Origin of the sequence: Actinomadura sp. NPDC049753, from assembly GCF_040674655.1 — a bacterium.
In the GTDB taxonomy this organism is placed as follows: domain Bacteria; phylum Actinomycetota; class Actinomycetes; order Streptosporangiales; family Streptosporangiaceae; genus Spirillospora; species Spirillospora verrucosospora.
In genome coordinates this window covers 1-19,959 of record NZ_JBFARL010000058.1, presented here as the reverse complement: position 1 = coordinate 19,959, position 19,959 = coordinate 1, and the positions used below count along the sequence as shown (strand labels likewise).

Genomic DNA, 19,959 nt, shown 5'->3' with positions numbered 1-19,959 from the left:
GTCATCTGAACCCGGATAAGAGTCACCAGTCCATCGGCGTCGGGAACGGCTTACGCAAGGGCCGCCTATGCCCGGCAGCTCTCGAAGAGCGGCTGATGTTGCCCAGGCCAGCGGCGAGACCTTCGATGTTCGATGGTGGTGGTGTCGAGGTCGATGATGGTCTCGCCTGCGTCGGTTGGGTTAGCCTCCGAAATTCTGGGTGCCGTGCTAGGCGATCCACCACCGGATGGTCATGGTGCCGTTGGCCGGCTCCAGATCTGCCCAGCGCAGCCCGCACGACTCGCCGTCACCACAAACCGCGGAATGCGATTAGGCGGAGACTGGGCAGAGAACCAGTGGCTTCGGGCGCCGTCGCAATGCAGCTTCACTGCAAATCATCCAGCGGAGCGCGACCATAATCATGGCATGATCGCGCCCTAAGCCCATGCAAGACGAGCTGACCTATCTCGAAAAACGGCTCAGGTGGCGGCGGTGGCCGCCTTACCTGAGCGGAATGAGACGGCGCTGGTTCCGTTAGCGCCGTTCCTGTGGCTCACCGGTCGCCCAGTTCCAGCCGGCGAGCGTGGTGAGCATCAGGCGAGCCGCGGTGGACAGACGGTTGCCCGCGGCCCAGTAAAGGCTGAGTGTGCGGCGGCACTGGGGGTCGTCCACCCTGATCCAGGCGACCGGGGCATCGGGGGACGAGCGCCGGGCGAGCGCGGGCACCAGGCCGATGCCGAGCCCCGCTCTGATCAGCTCGGCGATGGCGCTCGGCTCGTCCCCCTCACAGACGATCCGTGGGGTGAGGTCGCGCGCGGCGAACAGCCGGTCGAGCAGCCGGCGCTGCCAGTGGCCCCGGTGCGCGGAGATGAAAGGCTGATCGGCGAGCTCCTCGACGGTCACCGAGTCGCGGCCCGCCAGCGGGTGGTCCTGTGGGGTGGCCAGCCATACCGCTTCATCCAGTAGTTGTACGGACTCCAGGCCGGATCGGCTGTGGATCGGCTGCGAGGCGGCGCAGAGGTCAACATCCCGGGCGATCAGGCGGTGGGCCATCTCGGCGGCGGGCATCTGGTGCAGCTCGATCTCGATGTCGGGGTGGGCCTGCTTGTACGCCGCGAGCGGGTCGGTGAAGGTCAGGAACGTCTCCGAGGCCAGTCGCACGCTCCCCGGTCCCTCGCTGGTGACTTCGGCGACGGCCCGCCGGCCCGCTTCGAGCTCACCGAGAGCGCGGTCGACGTGGCCCCTGAAGAGTTCGCCGGCCGCGTTGAGTCTGAGCCGTCCGGCCCGGTCGAACAGGGGCGCTCCGAGATCGCTTTCCAGCCGGGCGATGGTGCGGCTCAGGGAGGGCTGGGCGACGCGCAGTTCCTCGGCCGCGCGGCTGAGGTGCTCCAGCCTTGCCACCACAAGGAACTGCCTCAGCATGTTCAGATCCATGGGCCCTCTCCCTGGCATGCATCGGACGACATATCTACATAGCAATATTGATCTTAGACAGAATATCAATGGGGCTATAGCGTCGGGCCGTTCTCGACCAGTGAGGAGGTCGCCCTATGGCCACCGCAGCCGACCGATCCCGTCTGGCCGCGCCCGTTCGGCCTGGCACGCTGCGCCGGACGATGCCGTCCGGATGGGTGCTGCGGGCCGCCGTCAGCGCGCACGTCGTGGTGATCTTCGGCCAGCCGGTGTTCGCCGGCGTGTTCCTGAGCGGCGACTACGACGGGCTGCGCCTGCACGAGGCGGGGGCGAATGTCACCACGTCCATCGGCTACGCGCAGCTTGTGGTGGCGATCGTGGTTTGGGTCCGGCTGCGCCTTGTCTGGCCGTTCGTCGCGACGACCGCTCTGGTGGCGGCGGAGACGGTGCAGTACTTCGCCGGGATGGCGGGGGCGCTGTGGCTTCACCTGCCGCTCGGCGTGGCCACGATCGCAGCGCTTGTCGTGCAGTTCGTGGACGTCTGGCGTCGGCCGCTCGGCCGACGGAAGGAGAACCACCGGCCACAGATGCAGACCGCGACGGCCCCGGAGAGCGACGATGACTGACCGCGAAGACGAAGCTGAGCGGACGGCTCGCGCAGGTGGCATGGCCAGACGCCAGGTGCTGTACGCCGGCGGCGCGCTCGGGGCGGTGGCCGTCGCAGGCCTGACGACGGCCAACGCGCTGGCCCGGCGCCCGCCGCGCACCGGCGCGGACCTGAGCAGCCGGGTTCGGCTGCCGCCGCCGTTCCAGGTGCCGCTGCCGCTGCCGCCGGTGCTGAAGCCGGTCGGCACGACCGGCGGCATCGATCGGTACGAGATCACCCAGCGCGAAGTGACCGCGGAGATCCTGCCCGGCGTGCGGACGCCGCTGTGGACTTACAACGGCACCTTCCCCGGTCCGACGATCGAGTCGCGACGCGGACGGCCGGTCAGCGTGCGGCACCGCAACGAGTTGCCCGTACCGACCGTCGTTCACCTGCACGGCGGCAGGACCCCGGCCGCTTCCGACGGATACCCGACCGATCTCGTCCTGCCGGACGGATGGCCGGACGCCGCCCGGGGGGCGCACAGGATGAGCGGCATGCACGGCATGGAGCACGGCGCGCAGGGCATGCACGACCCGCGCGCGGTGCGGTCCCGGCTCACGCGGGACTACACCTTTCCTCTGGACCAGCGGCCGACGCTGCTCTGGTACCACGACCACCGGATGGACTTCACCGCCCCCGCGATCTGGCGGGGCCTCGCCGGGCTGCACATCGTGCGCGACGACGCTGAGGAGGCGCTCGGCCTTCCGTCCGGCCCGCGCGAGCTGCCGCTCATGATCGGGGACCGGGCGTTCCACGCCGACGGCACGCTCGCCTACCCCTCCCTCGACCCGACGCTGCGCAAGGAACCGGGGGTCGAGGAGCCCTATCTCGCGGGCGTCCTCGGCGACGTGATCCTGGTGAACGGCGCGCCGTGGCCCGTGCACGAAGTCGATGCCGCGCGCTACCGGCTGCGCGTCCTGAACGCATCGAACGCCCGGCACTACGAGCTGGCGGCGGTCGCCGAGGACGGCCGCCGGTTGGACCTGATCCAGGTCGGCGCCGACCAGGGGCTGCTCGCCGAACCGGTCCGCCACCGGGTCCTGCCGATCGCACCGGCCGAACGCTACGACCTGGTCGTCGATTTCTCCGGTATTCCGGTCGGCGGACTGGTCAAGGTCGTCAACCGGCTGGGGGCCGGGCGTACCCGGGATGTGATGGCCTTCCGCATCGCGCGCAAGGCCACGGACGACAGTCGCGTCCCCCGCGTCCTGTCGACCGACCTGCCTACCTGGAGCCGGTCGGACGCCCTGCGGGTGCGTGACTTCTCCTTCCGCGCCGGGCGCATGAACGGCGGCCACGGATGGGTGATAGGCGGGAAGCCGTTCGACCCTGCCCGCACCGACGTCACCGTCCGGCTCGGCGACGTGGAGGTCTGGCGCCTGGTCGCCGACATCCATCACCCCGTCCACCTGCACCTGGTCGGTTTCAAGGTGCTTTCGCGCAGCGGCGGGGCGCCGCTGCCCCATGACGCCGGGCTCAAGGACACCGTCTCCCTACGGCCAGGCGAGTCAGTGGAAATCCTCACCCGCTTCGACGGCTATCGCGGCCGCTACCTCTTCCACTGCCACAACGCCGAGCACGAGGACATGGGGATGATGGCCAACTTCGAAGTGGTCTGACCCCGCCCTCCGAGCGCCATGCCCGAACACGCCGGAATCGTCATCATCGGCGCGAGCCTCGCCGGAGCCAAGGCCGCGCAAACCCTGCGGCTGGCTCACGGCTACGACGGTCCGGATCACTCTCGTCGGCGACGAAGTTCATCTGCCCTACGAGCGCCCCGGCCTGTCCAAGGGCTACCTTCTCGGCGCCACCAAGGCAGGAGAACTGGACGTTCTCGATCCGGGTTTCTACGCCGACCAGGACATCACGCTCGCTCTCGGAGCCCGCGCTGCCGACCTCGCCCTCGACGCGCGGCGGGTGCGCACCGCCAGCGGCGCCGCCTTCGCGTTCTCCCGCATGCTCATCGCCACCGGCGCCCGGTCCAACCGCCTCGCCGTGCCCGGCGCCGTTCTGGTCGGCGTCCACTATCTGCGCGACCGTGAGGACAGCGACCGCCTCGGCGCCGCACTGCGCGCGGCGAACGACGTCGTGGTCATCGGGGCCGGATGGCTCGGCTCGGAACTGGCGGCGGCCAGCCACACGCTGGGGCAACCACACCACCGTGCTCAGCAACGCACGCCTCGCGCGCTCGCCGCCCCCAGGCCCGAATCGGGTGAAGATTCCTTCGGGGACATGCGAACAGCGGGATCAGCGCCAGCGCATCAGGGCGAACTCGAGATTGAGCGCCGTCCCCGGTAGGGACCGGGGACGCCGGACATCTCGCTCGGCGCACACGCGGTGCGACCCTTAGGACAGGACGCGGCTCGCGTATACGGCGATCGCGGCGGACTTCACCGTTCCACACCGGCGCCTGCACCTCTATCGACGGCTCCCTCATGCTGCGGGCTGGGATCAACTCCATGCAGGGACGGGGGCTTGATGTGTAGTTCCGCTTGGATTGAGCGCTGTTCTTGGATAGTTGCGCATTCGAACGGGCGTCGCCATCGGGGACAAAGGATCGAGGACGAGTGCTGGTAGCGGGTCGATATCGACTGGACGAGCCGATCGGCAAGGGCGGGATGGGCGAGGTCTGGCGCGCCACCGACCAGAACCTGGATCGGACGGTCGCGGTCAAACTGCTGCTGACGGCCGCGCCGGACTCACAGGCACGCGAGCGGTTCCTGTTGGAGGCGCAGACCGCGGCCCGCCTCAGTGATCCGCACGTTGTGGCGGTGTACGACTTCGGAACCCATGAGGGCCGGCTCTTCCTCGTGATGGAGCACGTCCAGGGACACAGCCTCGCCCACGAAGGGCCTCTGTGTGGTGCCATGACGCCGTCGCGGGTCGCCGACATCGCCGCGCAGGCGGCGGCCGGGCTGTCCGCCGCGCATCGGCAGGGCATCGTGCACCGCGACATCAAACCGGGAAACCTGCTGCTGGCCGCCGACGGCACCGTGAAGATCGCCGACTTCGGAATCGCGCGATTCACCGGCGAGGCATCGGCGGCTCTCACCACCACCGGCCAGGTGGTCGGCACCAGTACCTACCTGGCGCCCGAGCGGGGCCTGGGCCGCCCCGCCGGCGCCGCCTCCGATGTGTACTCTCTCGGCTGTGTCCTGTACGAGTTGCTGACCGGGCAGCCGCCGTTCCAAGGTGATAACGCCGCCGCCGTCGTGTTCCAGCACGTGGACGCCGCACCCGTGCCGCCCCGGCACTCCTGTCCGGAACTGCCAGGCCCGTTCGAGGACTATCTGATGCGGCTGCTGAGCAAGCGGCCCGAACGGCGCCCTACGGCCGCCGGGGTGGCGGCCTGGTTCGCTGAACAGTCCTGGCGTGCGGACCGCCCCGCACCGGACGCGGCCGCCACCTCCACGGCCCGACTACCTGTCGTCGACCTGCCGTCACCCGTGTCGAGAACCCGTTCGTTGAAGTACTACGGCATCGCCGCAGGAGTCTCGGCCACTGCGGTCGTGGTAGCGGGTGCGATCGGATTGGCGGTCGCCTCTGCTGGGGGCGGACCTGTCCCGGCCCCAACGGCATCCACATCGGCGCCTTCGGCAGGCGGCGTACCTCCGGGAACGCCCACGGAGAAGAAGTCAGCCGTCGAGCGCCAAGAACAGCCCCCCGAAAAGGACATTGAAACCAGCTAAGAGGGCACCCAAGCACAAGAAAGGCCGACACAAATAGACCATGCCGTTTGGCTGGAGGTTCTCTTGACCGCTGTGCCATCGCCTCGGGCGAAGACGTGAAGAGGGGCGCTCAGCGTGGTGAGCGCCCCTCTTCGTCTGTAGCGGCTACTTGAGGATGGGGAGGCGGCGGACCATCGGGGTCTCGGCCCACCAGCGGCCCAGGCCCAGAGTGTCGCCGGCGCTGACCAGGGCCAGCCCCACCGCCAGCAGCGCGTAGATGAGGTGGTCGTCCATGAACGGGTTGTTCTCCGGGGGCAGGACTGCGGTCCACATCATGACCAGCAGGAGCGCGCCGCCGGCGGCGGCGATGCGCATGCCGATGCCCAGCATCAGGGCGATCCCGATCCCTGCGAGACCGCCCATGAACAGCCAGTCGGCCCAGGCGAGCCCGGCCAGGTCGTTGTAGAAGCCTGCGAACGGGCCCTTGGGCGAGTGGGCCAGGAACCCCTCGGTGGGGCTACCGCCGTCGATCCACGCCTTGGCGGCCGGGGTCTCGTGCCCCAGTCCGAAGGTCTTGTCCAGGAACGCCCACAGGAACACCCAGCCCAGCGCGAGCCGGGCGAGCGCCCACACGTAGCGCGCGGCGGGCGACTCGGTGATCGGCCTGGCCGCCACCACCTTCAGACTCACCAGAGCCCGGCGTCCGCTGATCTTGTGCTCGGAGACAGCCATTGTCGTCTCACCCTTCCATCGAACCCCGAACTCCTGTCACTGATCATTCAACGCACATTGAACTGGCACCAACAGGTACGTTGGACCCATCACTAAAGGACGTTCGTCCCATGACCAGCTCAGATACCGAAAACACGCACTCCGCGCAGGTTGACGGACAGGTGCGCGCTTCTCGCCATGCAGGCTGCCCCAAGCGAAGAGCGTCGACCACCTCGCACGGGTTGGCTGCCTCAGCCGAGTCCGCGCATCAGGCTCTGCGCGAAGAACTCGAGGTCGATGACCGGTGCCATAACTGACACAAATTCGCCCGAAGAACGACACGGAAGCGATCCCTCATCCACGAACGCGGCCAGCGACTTCCGATGAGTGCCGCAGAAAGAGTGACGCGCACCACTGGCTCGGGCGTCCGCCCTTTCACCAGTCCCGGAGCCACGCTCTCGTCAAGTCGTCCCGCTCGGCCCGCTCATCCAGCCACGCCGACGAAGGAGTGGTCACCCAGCACGCCAACCGATGACGGCCCGCTGTTCCCATCAGCTCGGCCGGGTCGAGGCCGGAGGTGGGCTCGTCCAGCAAGAACACACGCGCGGCCGCGTCAGCATCTCGACCGCGATGCTGGCCCGATTGCGCTCGCCGCCGCTCAGCGACGCGACGCGCTGCCCCGCCCGGGTGGTCAGCGCGAGCGACTCCAGAACGCCGTCCACGGCGCGCTCGATATCGGAAGACCGGTCACCGGTCGCCGGGCCAATGACCGGTGGCTTTACGGACACCTTGCGCGCCGACCCGTTGGGTTGCCGCCTTGACCAGACCGAACACCGCGCCCTGGAGCGCCGCAGCCACCAGCACTTGCCGCCAGGAGTAGTTCTGGTCGTCGGCGTCCGGTGCGTCATCTTGGCCGGCGGCCCTTTTCCAAAGCTGCTTGAACAGCACGCCGGCCAGCTGTCCGCCCAGTACGCTGAAGGTCAGCGACAACAGCTTGTAAACCATCTTAATCCCCCTCACAGCAGTGTGACTTGGTCGCTGGCCGCAGGCGGCAGCGCCTCCACTCCCCCACCGTCAGGACAGTTGTAGCTGCGGCCACGCCACAACGCCTTACCCCTACAGCGCCACCAACGCAGGCCCGCCAAACAGGCCCGCACCGATCCCCGCGTGACGACCCTTGCGCTTCATCTCGGCCACCGCTAACTGCATCTTCGTCTCGCAGCAGCCGGGAATCTGCTCGTTAGTCTGCTCTACCAGCTCACCCACCGCCGGCTTTGCGCCACCTTGTGGACTACGCGCCGACGGCTGAGCGGTACCAGCCAAGAGCCCAGCTCGGTCGCGTGAACCTTCGCCCACCCTTTCCCCACGTCACCGCGCTAAACGACCCCATGGGGGGCGGGGAACGTAAAACCCTGGCCGGCACGCGGGACGGCTTGGTACACACCTCGCTGGCTGGGTGATCCAGCTCGCCGCGTGGTCGTAGGCCACCCTGTTCTTCAGCGGCACCGTAGGCCAAGAGCTGACAATTCCCCCCGATTGCGCGCTCGCCCTCGACGGTGACCCGGGCTTGGGTCAGCTTTGGCCGCCAGTCAAGGCGAGGCCGTGCCCGCCTCGGTGCGGGCCGCACCCGGACCCCGGCGGGACTGTATGGTTTCGGCACCTCTTATCTCTTTTTCAAGAGCGCCGAGCAGAGAGGTATCCAGCTTGTTGGTTCGGTAACGTTGATCGCGGTCTGCAGCCGAGATCGACAAGGCTGTGCCGGGATCGCTCTGATTCCACCTGCCGCCCCTCGGGCCGGCTCAGAGTTAACGGCGTGCGTGCCGGTCACAGCCACCGACGAGAGTGGCTCAGGAAGGGCCATGGGCCCGCGTTCTTACGCGGTGGTGGCGGAGTCGGCGGGGCGGTCGTAGGTCAGGAACATTGCGCCGCTGTCGAGCACGATGTGGTCAGTGAGTTGCCAGGTGCGTGGATCAAAGTCGGCGCTACGGGAGAAGAGCGGGATGCCGGTGCCGAGGCTTAGCGCGCCGACTTTGAGGATCAGCTGGTCGATCTGGGAGTAGAGTGCGCCGGCCAGTTCGGCGCCGCCGAGGAGCCAGATGTCCTTGCCGTTCTGGCGTTTGAGGTCGCTTACTGTCTGGACGGGGTCGGTGGCGAGCTCGACGGCGGGGTCGGGGCTTTCGGTGAGAGTCCGGGAGAAGACCAGGTGCCGCAGGTGGGGGAAGGCGTCGGTGACCCCGGCCTCCAGCCCGATCTGGTAGCTGCGGCGCCCTTCCAGGACGGTGTCGAAGTGGGTGCCTTCGGCGGTGACGGACAGGGCGGTGCGTGCCGGGCCGGGCAGGGTCTCGGGGTAGTGGGCCGCGATGTGCTGGATGTAGTCGGCGGGCAGGGGCCAAAAGCCGTTCGGGCCGGTGGGGTCGGCGCCATCAGGCCCGGCGATGAAACCGTCGAGGGTGGTGGCGATGTAGTACACCAGCTTGCGCAACGGGAGGCTCTCTTTCGTGTGTTCGTGGCCGGGCGAAGGCGGAGTGATCGCGGAGGGGATGTCAGGCGGTGTTCGTGGCGGCCCACTCCACGAACTGGACGATCACTCCGTTGGGGTCGGTGACCTGGAACAGGCGCTCGCCCCAGGGTTCCTGGCGCAGTGGCATGGTGATCTCGACGCCGGCGTCCCGCAGCCGCTTCTCCTGTTCTTGCAGACCGTCGGCGAGGGTGAAGGCCAGGATCACGCCGCTGGCGTGCTGGTCGCGCTGCTCGGGCGGCAGTACCTGGATGCCGCGGGCGAGCAGGACGAGGTCGACCGCGTCGGGGCGGGACAGGGACGCGAAACCGTCGGCGGCCTGCTGGAGGGTGTACCCCAGGTGGGCGATGAAGAACTCTTGGGAGGCGGTGACGTCGTCCACGGTCAGCGACACGGTAGAGGCGGTGAACTGCATGAATCTCCTTGCAAGGTGAACGGGGTCAGTAGCCGCGGTAGTGGGGCAGGGGGCGCTGGCGCCGGAGGGCTGCTGCCGCGCCTGGTGCCGTGGCGGGCTAGCGGCGCAACTTACTACGGACGTAAATTTAGCCTGAGGCTCCAGGGAGTGTCAACATAAACATGCCACGAGGGTAAGATTGCTCCCATGGGCACTCAGACACCGGCCGCGACCAGCGGGCTGCGCGAAACCAAGAAGCAGGAGACCCGGCAACTGATCTCCGACCACGCCACCCGGCTGTTCATCACCCAGGGCTTCGAGCAGACGACCATCGCCGAGATCGCCGCCGCCGCCCGCGTGGCCAAGAAGACCGTCACCAACTACTTCCCACGCAAGGAAGACCTGGCACTGGACCATCAGGAGCAGTTTGCCGCCTCCCTCGCCGACGCCGTCGCCGCCCGACGACCAGGGGAGTCGGCGCTGGCCGCGCTGCGCCGCGCGTTCGGCGAGGCCGTGGCCGCCCAGGACCCCGTCGCCGGCTTCTCCGGCCAGCGATTCGCCCGCATGGTCGCCGACAGCCCGACTCTGAGCGCCTGCCTGCGCGGCCTGCACGACCAGCGTGAAGACCATCTGGCGCGGGCACTGGCCGAGATCACCGGTGCCCAGCCCGACGACGTCACCGTCCAGACCGCCGCCGGCCTGCTGGGCACCGTCGAGCGCGTGCTGTTCCACCGCATCCAGATGCTCACCCTCGCCGGCCATTCCAACGACCAGATCGCTCGCACGATCGCCGCCGACGCCACCCGAGCCTTCGACCTGCTGGAGCCCGCCCTGTCCGACTACGCCACCGCTTGACTGACGCGATCCGCGCTCCGTCCGACCGTCGGCCCGGGCTGGCCACCGCTCGCTGGAGCGACCTACACATCACCCCCCCCCGCGGCTCATTTCGACGGTGGCCGGGCACCTGAGGTCGTCCAGGTCGAAACAGGCCGGAGCTCCACGTCGTCCCCGTCATGCTCGGTCAGGACCGCCTGCAACCTGAGGAGACCGAACTCCGCCTCCTACGTGGGGTGGCCACGCCGAAAACCGAGGACCCACGCCGTTCCGGCTCCTGCGCTACCGCGTCCCCTGGCCCTGAGCCGGGCGTGACCCGGCAGTTCGCGCACGTACTGCGCCCGGCACAAAGGGCACTGAACTCGCTGCGCGGCGCGACGACACCGGCGGCGGAGTGCTAGGACGCCTGGCCAAGCCGACCCCCGGCAGCGCGTACGGCAGGCGCTGCGTCAGGCCAAGCCATTGATCGAGGCCGGGGAGGTCCTGCTGGCGTACTCGCCACCCATCACCCGCCCCACCCCGGGCGGGAAGTGCTGGAGCAGGCGACCAAGCGGGCGAGCGGAAAGGGACGGCTGTGAAGGCCCTGTGCTGGTAAGGGGTCAACAAACTGCGGGTCGAGAACGTGCCCGACCCGCAGATCCGCAACGACCAGGACGTCATCGTCAAGGTCACCGCCGGCACGACCTGCGGCTCGGACCTGCACCTGATCGGCGGCTACGTTCCGGCAATCTGAGGCGCCAAGGATGACAGTCTCCTTCGGAGGCGAAGCTGCTCACTCAGCCGATGCCTTTACATTGTAGATCAGGAACAACCCGGCAACGACGCCCGACCAGGACGACCGCCTGCGGCACCGACTCCCACAGAGAGTGACCCATCGACGGGTTGCGGACGGCCGTGGTGCAGGTGCCGACCTCTCGGGCCAGGCGGCTGATGCTCAGCGCCTGCGGGCCTTCCTGAGCGAGTAGTCGTTCGGTTTCAAGATCGCCTTCAGTGTGGCGATCTTGGGCATGGTGCCGATCCGGGCGGCGGGGGTCGACCAACTCGCCGGGCTGGTCACGGCTGGTGCGTCGCTGGCCGCCGCCGCGAGTGGGCGTCGGATGTTCGGACGGCGATCATGGCGATGTCATCGGTGCCGGTGATGGGCAGGTCGGCCAGAAGGCCGTCGCACACCTGGTCCAGGGATCGGCGTGCGAGTGCGGAGGCTCGACGGCGGAGCCGGTCCAAACCCATGTCCAAGTGCTCACCGGGGTGTTCGACGAGGCCGTCGGTGTACAGCAGCAAGGTGGAGCCGGGCGGGAGCGGTGCGGTCGAGCTGCGGTAGCGCTGCTCCCAGGGCAAGCCCAGCAAAGGATTGGCCCCGCCGCGCAGAAAGCGGCTGCCGCCGGGGGTCATCAGGAGCGGCGGCGGGTGCCCGGCCACCGCATAGTTGAGCCGCCACCGGCCGGGCCCGGCCTCCTCGACGCGGGCCAGGGCACACGTCGCCGTCACTTCGGGCGCCAGCGTCTCCATCGCGTCGTTCAGCCGGCGCAGGATCTCCCCGGGCGGAGCGAGACGATCGGCGGTCAGCACACGCAGCATGTTGCGGAGCTGACTCATGCCGACGGCGGCCGCCAGATCGTGGCCGGCGACGTCGCCGATGGCCACCGCGGTCGCGCCGTCGGGAAGCACGAACGAGTCGTACCAGTCGCCTCCCACCTCGGCCGCAGCGGGACTGGCCACGTACCGGGCGACGATCTGCAGGTCGTCGAGCTGCGGAGGCTCGGCGAGCAGACCGTGCTGCAGGGCCAGCGCGACCTGCTGGGTCCGGTGGAACCGGACGGCGCCGCTCAGCGCGTCATGGGTGTGCTCGAAGATCTGCCGCATGAGGGCGATGTCGTCGGGGCTCATCGGACCGCGTTCGCCGCGTCGGGCGGCGGTGACCGCAGCCGCGACGGCGCCGTCGACGACGACCGGCATCAGCACGACGCTGGTGGCGCCGGTCGCGGTCAGCCAGTCGATGGTGCTGGCAGGCAGCAGGTCGGCCGGCGGCCGGCCCGGCGGGAAGGTGCGCTGCAAGGGAAGGCGCCGCTGCAGCGCACGGGCGAACCCGCTATCGGCAGCGAACCGCTCCTCGCCCCCGGGCGGTTGGCGTCGTAGACCGCCGGCCGCGGCGGTGGCGACGCGTTGTGCGATGATCAGGGCGCCGGCGGGACGGCTCCCAAGATCGGGTAGCAGATACACGCCGCACCCGTCGGCGAACGCCGGAACCAGTACTTCGGCGAGCGCGGCGAACATCTCGACCAGCGCGGTCTGCTCCGCGGCCACCGCCGCGGCACGGTCGAGCAGTTCACGGCGCTGCCGCTCCCGCCACTCCCGCTCGATGTCGAAGCAGGTGCCGATCCATTCGACCACGACGCCGTCCTCGACCACCGGCGCCGAGCGCACGTCGAAATGCCGGTACTCGCCCTCGCGCGTAAGGACCCGGTACATGTAGTGCCAAGGGCGGCCCTGGCGGCGCGTCTGCTCCCACGACCGCAACGTCGGCTCGCGGTCGTCGGGGTGCAGCATCTGCGTCCAGCCCTCGCCGAGGAACTCTTCCCGGCTCTGCCCGGTGATCCGTTCCCAACCACCGCTCGATTCGATCACCTGGCCGAAGGTGTCCGTCACCCACACGACCTGCGCGTTGATCCACACCAGGCTCTCGAACCGGCGGCGCGACCGCTTCTGCTCCTCGGTCGCCCGGTCTGCCCGTCGAACAGCGGCGACCTGCTCGGTGACCTCGACCGCGACCACCAGAACCCCCGGCCGCTCATGGGTGAACCGAGAGAGGCTGAAGGAGAAGTACCGCTCCTGTTCGCCGGCTCCCGCCGCGGCCGGCCGCACCGGCGCCTCGACCAGGCTCATCGGCTCGCCGGTGGCCAGGACGCGATCGAACAGACCGCCGTAGTCCTGCTTGGCCGCAGCGCCGAACGCATCCCCGATCGGCTCACCAAGCGGGCGGTCCCCCACGAACGCCCGGTAGGCGAGGTTGGTGTACACCAGGCGATGTTCCGGTCCGACCGTCAACGCCACCGCGACCGGCGCCGGATCGAAGGCCTCCAACGCGAGCCATCCCATCCCGTACCCGCCCGCACCGCCCATCTCTCACCCCCCGGGCCATCACCTACTGTGAGCGCATGTTTTGAAGCGTAGCCACCCCGACTTGGAGTGGCCGTACCCGACGCGCCCCGGCCACCCTCGCCGGCACGTCGCGGACGCGATCTCCTCTGCGGTGAGGCGTGCGTGGCCGTGGCCCTCGTCGCGTTCCCGGCAAGGGCGACGGCGCCAGCCCACCACTCCCCCGGCGGGACCTCGCGAGTAGATCTGTCGGCTCGCCGACGTCGGCGAGGACGAGCGCGGACACCAAGAACGATGCCCAGATAACACCGTCGAAGCCGCGTTCGGGCCGGTGACGGGGATCGCCTCAGCGTGGCAGACTCCAAGCGAGCCAACGAGGTTCCAAAGCAGCCAGTGCGGCTTTCGTCGGCGACCTCGACCGGGCCCGGACGACGACGCACTCAAGATGATCGGCCGCCTGGGTGAGCGCTTCGGGAATCTGCGAAGCGTACGAATTGGTCCCGTGGCTGGCTCCCGAGACTACGAAGCGGTCATCGGGACACACGAGATCAGATCAGGGACAACGCCGTCACCTGAGGAAACTTGGGGTGGGTGACACTGGGTTCGAACCAGTGACCTTTTGGCGGGAAGCAAAACAGAGAAGTCGATCTGAGTCGAACGGGGCGCCTCTTACCTGCAAGAACGCCTTGACTACGTCGCATTGAGTCGGGGGAAGCCTGACTGCGGTGGCTCCCGAAACTGGCTCCCGGGGTTCCTCTTCACAGCCGTCCCCCAGAGTCTGCGCGCGCTTGCGCGATACGGATCTGTCCTCCAGCGGTCAGAAGCCACCCCAGCGAACATACCCGGAACGTGAGTCGTCCGCCCGAATCACCGAGGCCACTGAGCCATGTGGGGTCAGCACTAGCTTCCAGTCGCCGTCCCACCTCACGGTCGTAGTCATGGCTGTATGTCCGCCGCGCGCCGGGTCGCGCGACACCGTTCCGATCACTGCATTCTGGGTGGTGTACGAGACGATCCGGAAGCCCGCAATCTGCGCCGCCCTCGCTGCCGGTACGACCTGGTGAGACCCCCGCGTCTGTGCATAGGCCGCCTTGCCCGCGTCCGAAGCAACCTGCTGTCTCAGGATCTTCTGCCATCCAGCCGCCCGCTCGAGCCGCACCCTGATTTGAACCGCGGCCATCAGTGCCCCACTGGGCGTGTGCGTGTAGCAACGCGCGACCTCTCCTTGGACCGTCATTGGCCCGGCTGACGGAGAGAACGGCACTGCAACGCCCTTGAAGCGCTTCCAGAAAATCCCCGCGGGTGCCGTCCGGGGGACGCTCCGGTCGATGTCTCTCTCGTTGAGAGAACATGCGTGGGTATTTGCGCCACTCGTGGGCGGACGTATGGGGCTCGTCGTTACAGCCGCCGTCTTCTCATGTCCCTTCTCCGCACAACCGGCAGCGATCAAGACGCCAAGGCCGACGACGGTCGCCAGGCAAGTATTCCTGAACATGTGAGCGTCCATTTCGCGACGTGGACCGGAACGGTCGAATCGACATGCTAGGGCATTTCATCAACCTCAGATCAAACCTGTACCACCAGTTACACATACACCCCGCTGAGTTAGAGGCAGGAGCAGCAGCGCTAGATCCTTGATGGGAAATCGCTGAACCGGGTGCGGACACAGCGAAGGGCGCCCATGGTCGGTGTGAGACTGACTTGGACGCCCTTCTGACCGCACTCTATGTTCATCTGGACGATCACGTCCTGCCTTCGCGGCGCCAGCGGCGGCGGGGCCGTGCCCGGCTGCTGAGCGATGCCGAGTTGGTCTGCGTGGCCGTCGCCCAGGTCCTGCTGGCATGCGATGCCGAGCACGTGGCTGCGCCTGGCCCCGGCCCGGATCGGACACCTGTTCCCGCGCCTGCCCTACCAGTCTGAATACAACCGGCATCTGCGCCATGCGGCCCCGCTGCTGGCCGCGGCGGCGGGGCCGGTCCGCCAGACGCCCTCCTGGCAGGAACGGCTGCGGCTGATGGACGGCACCCCGGTGCGCTGCGGCGCCTCGCGCACCACCGTGCACCGCTCGGACCCGGGCGAGATCGCCGGCTACGGCATGGACAAGTCCCACCACGCCTTCTACTGGGGCGCCGAGCTAATGCTGGTCACCACCGCCGAGGGCGCGGTGTGCTCCTTCAGCCTGGCCCACTCCAAGGAGCTGGACGAGCGGCTTCAGGCGGTGCATCTGTGCATGTCCAGCCGCCCGCGCCCGGGCCGTGCCCGATCGTGTGCGACAAGGGGTTCGCCGGAGCCGGAGTGCAGAAGGCCGTCACTGATCTGGGCTATGTGCTGATCCGGCCCCGGCGCCAGTTTCAAATCGACAGCCTCCTCGGTGTCGCGCTTTCGAAGTGGTGAGCTTTACCTCTGTCCGCTATCTTGCGGTCTGTGCCAAAGAGTCCGGGGGGCCGAGCCCCCGACACGAAGGCGGCATCGGTACTGCGGTTCCTGGCCGAGTTGGTCGCGTGGGTCGCGGCGCCATGGGCGCTGGCACCGCACTCGATCCCTCTCGCCGTCCTCGTGGTGGTAGTGCTCGTCGGGCTGCCTACGGTCTTCTCGACACCAGGCGACAAGGCCAACACAATCGTTGCGGTGCCCGGATCAATAACGATCGCGCTGGTGATACTGCACCTTGCGGTCGCCGTCGCCGCGTCCTGGATCGCCTGGCCGGTCCCTGCAGCCGTCGCCGCGACGGTGCTGGCGATCGCAGTGACCGCCCTGGAGATACCGCGGTGGCGGTGGTTGGCTACCGCACCGGCCTGAACAGGTTTCCGGCCAGTTCCGGGGGCCCTGAGGTTCTCAGGCGACGAACTGGAGGGCGCAGGGGCTCACCGGCTGCCTGGGCTGCTGGCCACAACTCCAGTCGGCTTCCGCGCCCTCCAGCGCCCAGAAGGGCATGCCTGTCGATGCCGGGCAGCACGTGCGAGTCGGGGAGCATCATCACAATAGGTACGGTGTCGCCGTGACATCGGTGACTGTCGTGCCCCAGACGCGCACCATGAGCGGCGAGGAGCTCTCGGCCGGCGATGCCTGGACCACCCTGCGCGAGTACGGCGTGGGACACCTGGCCCGCGATTCGTGGATCCGGTTCAGGTACGGCGACGGTATGAGCCACTCCAGGGCGCTGGCGTTCCAGATGTGCCTGTCGATCGTTCCTGGGACCATCGCCCTGGTCGGGCTGAGTTCGGTCATCCACCAGGAGCAGTTGGGCCAGGTGATCCAGCTGACGCTGAGCCGGCTGGCCCCCGGCGGGGCCAGCGATGCCGTCCGTGAGGTGCTCGGCGAACAGCGGCAGAGCCGCGACGCGCTCGCCCTGTGGCTGGGTCTCGCCACCGCGCTGGCGTCCCTGACCAGCGCGATGGCTCAGATCGAGCGCGGCGCGAACCGGATCTACGGCATGAAACGTGACCGTCCGTTTCACCGCAAGTACGGCAGAGGAGCGGTGCTGGCGGTCACGGCGGGTGCGCTGATGGTGTCCGGCTTTACGGTCATGGGCGGCGGTGACGCCATCGGCGATGCCCTCGCCCAGGTCTACGGCTGGGGCGAGGGTCTGCGCTCGTCCTTCGACCTGGTGCGCTGGCCTCTGGGATTCCTGCTCGCGCTGGCCTCCACGTCGGTGCTGTTTCGGGGCTCCCCCCGCCGCAGGCAACCCGGCCACACGTGGCTGGCCTTCGGCGCGCTGGTCACCTTGACACTCTGGACTCTGTTCACCTTCTGCCTGGCGTTCTACACCGGCCAGCACACCGCCTTCGGCAGCACCTATGGTCCACTCACCGCGGTGATGGCGCTGCTGCTGTGGTCGTTCCTCAGTTCGATCGCGCTGTTCTTCGGCCTGGCGTCCGCCGCCCAGTTGGAGGCCTACCGCGGGCGGTGCCCCACCCCTGCTACGCCGGACCCTGGCCCGACCGCCGAAGAGGAACGCGAGCCACTGGTGGGCGCCGTCGGCTCGGCGATCATCACCTCGGTCCGCGGCCTGATCGAGCTGGTCAGGCGACTCCGGTCTTCCAAAGACCAGACGCCCTGAAGGTCCCGGGCCGGTTTGCTCCCTGCACTGGATCAGTTGTGAAGTCATGGTGCGGCGCGTAGCCGCGAGCCGTGCTCGTTGGGGGCGAGTGCCGGGTCGTGGTGCGTTGGATCCTGTGGCGCATGGAGGGTGGTCGCGCAGCGTGCGTCGCCCCGCCGAGCATCGTGTTCTCGATCGTCACCGGGTGCCTTCTGCGGAAAGAACTGGAGGGGTCCAGTCCCAGAGTCGGGCGCTCTTGCGGCGGGCCATGCCGGTGGAGGCCAGGCGGGTCATCGCGGTCATGAGCCGGTAGGTCGTGCCGCTGGTGGACAGGCTGAGCCTCGGGTCGGTCCTCGCCATGCGCTGGACCTGCTGAGAGCGGGGGCGGCGGGCCTTGTCGTAGCGGTCCAGGGCCTGCGGGACGGAGTCGGCGCCGGCCGCTTCGGCCGCGAGCACGACGGCGTCCTCCAGTGCCTGGCAGGCGCCTTGTGCCAGAAAGGGAGTCATCGCGTGGGCGGCATCGCCGAGCAGCGCGATACGGCCCTTGGCGTAGGAGGGCAGCGGGTCCAGGTCGTAGATGTCGTGGCGCAGCACGGCTTCGGGGGGCGTGGCGGCCAGTAGGCGCGGGATGGGCTCATGCCAGCCGCGCGTTCGGGCCGCCACCTCGCCGAGATCGTCATCGAAACGCAGGCCCGGCTGCTCCTGGCGGACAGTGAGAAACCAGAACACCCGCTCTCCGACCAGCGGGTGCGCGCCGAACCGGGCGCCGCGGCCCCAGGTCTGGAAGCCTCTCACCGGCCAGACCGCGCCCGGCTCTGTCACCCCGCGCCAGCACAGGATGCGCTGGAAGACGGGCTCGGGCGCGTCCGGCCAGACGCCACGGCGAACCGTGCTGTGGATGCCGTCGGCCCCCACCAGCAGGTCGGCCCGCATCTCGCCGCCGTCACGGCGGATGACCGTGACGCCGGCGCCGTCCTGACGGACGCCGGTCACCTCACAGCCGGTACGGATCTTCTCCGCCGGCACGTGCCGGGCCAGTACGCGCTGCAGGTCGGCGCGATGGTTGGCCAGCAAGGCCTGGTCGGCCTCCGGCTGGAATCGCATCAGGTAGGCGCCGTCCGGCAGCCGCATCGTGGCGCCCGCCTCGGTGGGCACCGAGCACGCCCGGAACTCCTCACCGACGCCCAGGGCGTCGGCCGCGCGCAACGCGTTCGGCGCGAACGACCAGCCGGCGCCCACCTCCCCCAATTCCCGGGCCCGCTCCAGCACGGTGACGTCCCATCCGCCGCGCAGCAGGCCGACAGCCGCGGCCAGCCCTCCGATCCCGGCCCCGGCCACGATCGCGGTGCGACCCTGCTCACGCCTCATCGACATCTCCCTCACGCCGCGGCCCGGGCAGACTCGCGAAGGCCTTGTCCATCCAGTCGAAAACGTCGTGCGCCACACGCAGCCGCCCGGTGCGCGCCGGATCCGGCCCGGCCAGCTCCATGCCCGCCGCTGTGATCTCACGGAACGCGGCCAGGCCCGCGACTCTGCGCCGGACGACCCTTTCCCAGGCGTCATCGTCCACCTGGTAGTAGTGGGTCTTGCGCCCCGGCCGGATGCGGCGGCGCACGAATCCGGCGTCGACGAGCAGGCGCATGCTGGTGGCCAGTGACGCCCGGCTCGCGCCGATCGCCTCGGCGATCTGACCCGCCGACTGCTCCGGCGGGTCACAGATCATCAACCAGGCCAGCACGCGGCCGGCGATGGGCGGCACGGCGTACTCGTCCATGCAGAAGACCGCCGCCCGCTCCACCCACTCCAGGATCCGCTCCCGGTCATCGGCCATTCCGTCCACCTGATCCAAACCATCCATGATGTTCAGTATGTACTGAACATCATGGATGGTCGGGCGACGCTCGGCAAGTCATGCCGCGGGCTGGAGGCCTTGGCGCCAGGTGGGGTGTGCCGGGTGCCAGCCCAGTTCGCGCTTGGCCTTGGCGTTGGACGCGCCGCGCAGTTCGGTCATGAGCACGACTCCGGCCTGTCCGGCGGCCAGCCGACCGACGAACCGCGGCACACGCAGCGGCTTCTTGGCCCCCAGCATCGCCGCCAGTTCCGGCAGCCATTCCGCGACCGGGGCGGGGTCGTCGTCCACGATGTTGTAGACACCGCGGGCCCCGTTCTCGATCGCCGCGACCGTGGCCTGCGCAGCGTCGGCGATGTGGACGAACGACCACACCCCACCACCGTCGCCGACGACCGGGAACTTGCGCTTGCGGATCATCTCCAGCTGCTGCGAACCCGGCGCCATGGAGGTGCCCGGCCCGTAGAACGCGCCGTAGCGCAGCACGATCCCCTCGGTCCACTGCGCGCCCAGCACGGCCTTCTCCAGATGCTCGACCGCGGCGATCATCGCAGCCATCGGAGCGACCGGTGAACGGTCCAGGGAGTCCTGCTCGCTCTTGACCCGCCCACCGGTCCGCGCGTAGGTGAACGCGCCGTTGCTCTGGGCGACGAACCGCCGCACCCCCGTCGCCCGCGCGGCCGCGAGCAGATTGTCGTTGCCCTCGATCCGCAACCGGTCGGTCGCGGCGAAGCTGCGCTCGAAATGGCGAGTATCGATGTCCCCGATGGCGGTCAACTCGTTGACGACCACCTCCGGGGCCGCCTCGC

At 68.9% G+C, this 19,959-nt stretch carries 19 protein-coding genes; 8 read left to right on the top strand and 11 right to left on the bottom strand.

The window, feature by feature from the left end; genetic code table 11:
• Positions 1 to 513: 513 nt before the first annotated feature.
• On the bottom strand, positions 514 to 1,413 hold the full coding sequence (locus AB0K37_RS17470; RefSeq protein ID WP_363981648.1) for a LysR family transcriptional regulator: 900 nt from the start codon (positions 1,411 to 1,413) through the stop codon (positions 514 to 516).
• Between the two features lie 116 nt (positions 1,414 to 1,529).
• Between AB0K37_RS17470 and AB0K37_RS17465 the strand changes: the two genes are divergently transcribed.
• From AB0K37_RS17465 to AB0K37_RS17450, 4 genes are all read left to right on the top strand, one after another.
• The gene (locus AB0K37_RS17465; RefSeq protein ID WP_363981645.1) at positions 1,530 to 2,018 is read left to right on the top strand and encodes a hypothetical protein; all 489 of its coding nucleotides are present in this window, start codon (positions 1,530 to 1,532) and stop codon (positions 2,016 to 2,018) included.
• 40 nt (positions 2,019 to 2,058) lie between these two features.
• The gene (locus AB0K37_RS17460) at positions 2,059 to 3,660 is read left to right on the top strand and encodes a multicopper oxidase family protein (RefSeq protein WP_363981641.1); all 1,602 of its coding nucleotides are present in this window, start codon (positions 2,059 to 2,061) and stop codon (positions 3,658 to 3,660) included.
• A gap of 115 nt (positions 3,661 to 3,775) precedes the next feature.
• Complete coding sequence (locus tag AB0K37_RS17455; protein ID WP_363981672.1) at positions 3,776 to 4,339, top strand: FAD-dependent oxidoreductase; 564 nt, start codon at positions 3,776 to 3,778, stop codon at positions 4,337 to 4,339.
• A gap of 269 nt (positions 4,340 to 4,608) precedes the next feature.
• A complete protein-coding gene (locus AB0K37_RS17450) occupies positions 4,609 to 5,730 on the top strand; it encodes a serine/threonine-protein kinase (RefSeq protein WP_363981638.1) in 1,122 nt (373 codons plus the stop codon).
• Positions 5,731 to 5,874: 144 nt separating this feature from the next.
• Here the strand turns inward: AB0K37_RS17450 and AB0K37_RS17445 are convergent, their stop codons facing one another.
• The 6 genes from AB0K37_RS17445 to AB0K37_RS17420 form a co-directional block, all read right to left on the bottom strand.
• Positions 5,875 to 6,441 carry a hypothetical protein gene (locus AB0K37_RS17445; RefSeq protein WP_363981635.1) on the bottom strand — a complete coding sequence of 189 codons (567 nt, stop codon included), beginning with the start codon at positions 6,439 to 6,441 and terminating at the stop codon, positions 5,875 to 5,877.
• 530 nt (positions 6,442 to 6,971) lie between these two features.
• Complete coding sequence (locus tag AB0K37_RS17440) at positions 6,972 to 7,142, bottom strand: hypothetical protein (protein WP_363981632.1); 171 nt, start codon at positions 7,140 to 7,142, stop codon at positions 6,972 to 6,974.
• Positions 7,143 to 7,167: 25 nt separating this feature from the next.
• The gene (locus AB0K37_RS17435; protein WP_363981629.1) at positions 7,168 to 7,425 is read right to left on the bottom strand and encodes a DUF4235 domain-containing protein; all 258 of its coding nucleotides are present in this window, start codon (positions 7,423 to 7,425) and stop codon (positions 7,168 to 7,170) included.
• 111 nt (positions 7,426 to 7,536) lie between these two features.
• A complete protein-coding gene (locus AB0K37_RS17430; protein ID WP_363981626.1) occupies positions 7,537 to 7,686 on the bottom strand; it encodes a phage holin family protein in 150 nt (49 codons plus the stop codon).
• Positions 7,687 to 8,293: 607 nt separating this feature from the next.
• Positions 8,294 to 8,902, bottom strand: a complete 609-nt coding sequence (locus tag AB0K37_RS17425) for a dihydrofolate reductase family protein (protein WP_363981623.1) — start codon at positions 8,900 to 8,902, stop codon at positions 8,294 to 8,296.
• A gap of 61 nt (positions 8,903 to 8,963) precedes the next feature.
• Positions 8,964 to 9,353 carry a VOC family protein gene (locus AB0K37_RS17420; protein WP_363981620.1) on the bottom strand — a complete coding sequence of 130 codons (390 nt, stop codon included), beginning with the start codon at positions 9,351 to 9,353 and terminating at the stop codon, positions 8,964 to 8,966.
• A gap of 186 nt (positions 9,354 to 9,539) precedes the next feature.
• Here AB0K37_RS17420 and AB0K37_RS17415 point away from each other — a divergent pair, with 186 nt between their 5' ends.
• The gene (locus AB0K37_RS17415) at positions 9,540 to 10,187 is read left to right on the top strand and encodes a TetR/AcrR family transcriptional regulator (protein WP_363981617.1); all 648 of its coding nucleotides are present in this window, start codon (positions 9,540 to 9,542) and stop codon (positions 10,185 to 10,187) included.
• Positions 10,188 to 11,219: 1,032 nt separating this feature from the next.
• On the opposite strand, the gene AB0K37_RS17410 is transcribed toward AB0K37_RS17415, so the two are convergent.
• Positions 11,220 to 13,286, bottom strand: a complete 2,067-nt coding sequence (locus AB0K37_RS17410) for a SpoIIE family protein phosphatase (RefSeq protein ID WP_363981614.1) — start codon at positions 13,284 to 13,286, stop codon at positions 11,220 to 11,222.
• Positions 13,287 to 15,108: 1,822 nt separating this feature from the next.
• Between AB0K37_RS17410 and AB0K37_RS17405 the strand changes: the two genes are divergently transcribed.
• The 3 genes from AB0K37_RS17405 (at position 15,109) to AB0K37_RS17395 (ending at position 17,322) form a co-directional block, all read left to right on the top strand.
• Positions 15,109 to 15,594: a hypothetical protein gene (locus AB0K37_RS17405; RefSeq protein WP_363981611.1), complete on the top strand. Its 486-nt coding sequence runs from the start codon at positions 15,109 to 15,111 to the stop codon at positions 15,592 to 15,594.
• 92 nt (positions 15,595 to 15,686) lie between these two features.
• Positions 15,687 to 16,061: a hypothetical protein gene (locus AB0K37_RS17400; RefSeq protein ID WP_363981608.1), complete on the top strand. Its 375-nt coding sequence runs from the start codon at positions 15,687 to 15,689 to the stop codon at positions 16,059 to 16,061.
• A 199-nt stretch (positions 16,062 to 16,260) separates the two neighbouring features.
• Positions 16,261 to 17,322, top strand: coding sequence for a YihY/virulence factor BrkB family protein (locus AB0K37_RS17395; RefSeq protein WP_363981605.1), 1,062 nt, complete (start codon positions 16,261 to 16,263; stop codon positions 17,320 to 17,322).
• Between the two features lie 177 nt (positions 17,323 to 17,499).
• Here AB0K37_RS17395 and AB0K37_RS17390 read toward each other — a convergent pair whose 3' ends face one another.
• From AB0K37_RS17390 to AB0K37_RS17380, 3 genes are all read right to left on the bottom strand, one after another.
• On the bottom strand, positions 17,500 to 18,669 hold the full coding sequence (locus AB0K37_RS17390; protein ID WP_363981602.1) for an FAD-dependent monooxygenase: 1,170 nt from the start codon (positions 18,667 to 18,669) through the stop codon (positions 17,500 to 17,502).
• Positions 18,659 to 19,141: a transcriptional regulator gene (locus AB0K37_RS17385; RefSeq protein ID WP_363981669.1), complete on the bottom strand. Its 483-nt coding sequence runs from the start codon at positions 19,139 to 19,141 to the stop codon at positions 18,659 to 18,661. Before AB0K37_RS17385 ends, AB0K37_RS17390 begins: the two co-directional genes overlap by 11 nt.
• Before the next feature lie 69 nt (positions 19,142 to 19,210).
• On the bottom strand, positions 19,211 to 19,959 hold a 749-nt coding region (locus AB0K37_RS17380), incomplete at its 5' end, for an NAD(P)-dependent oxidoreductase (RefSeq protein WP_363981599.1).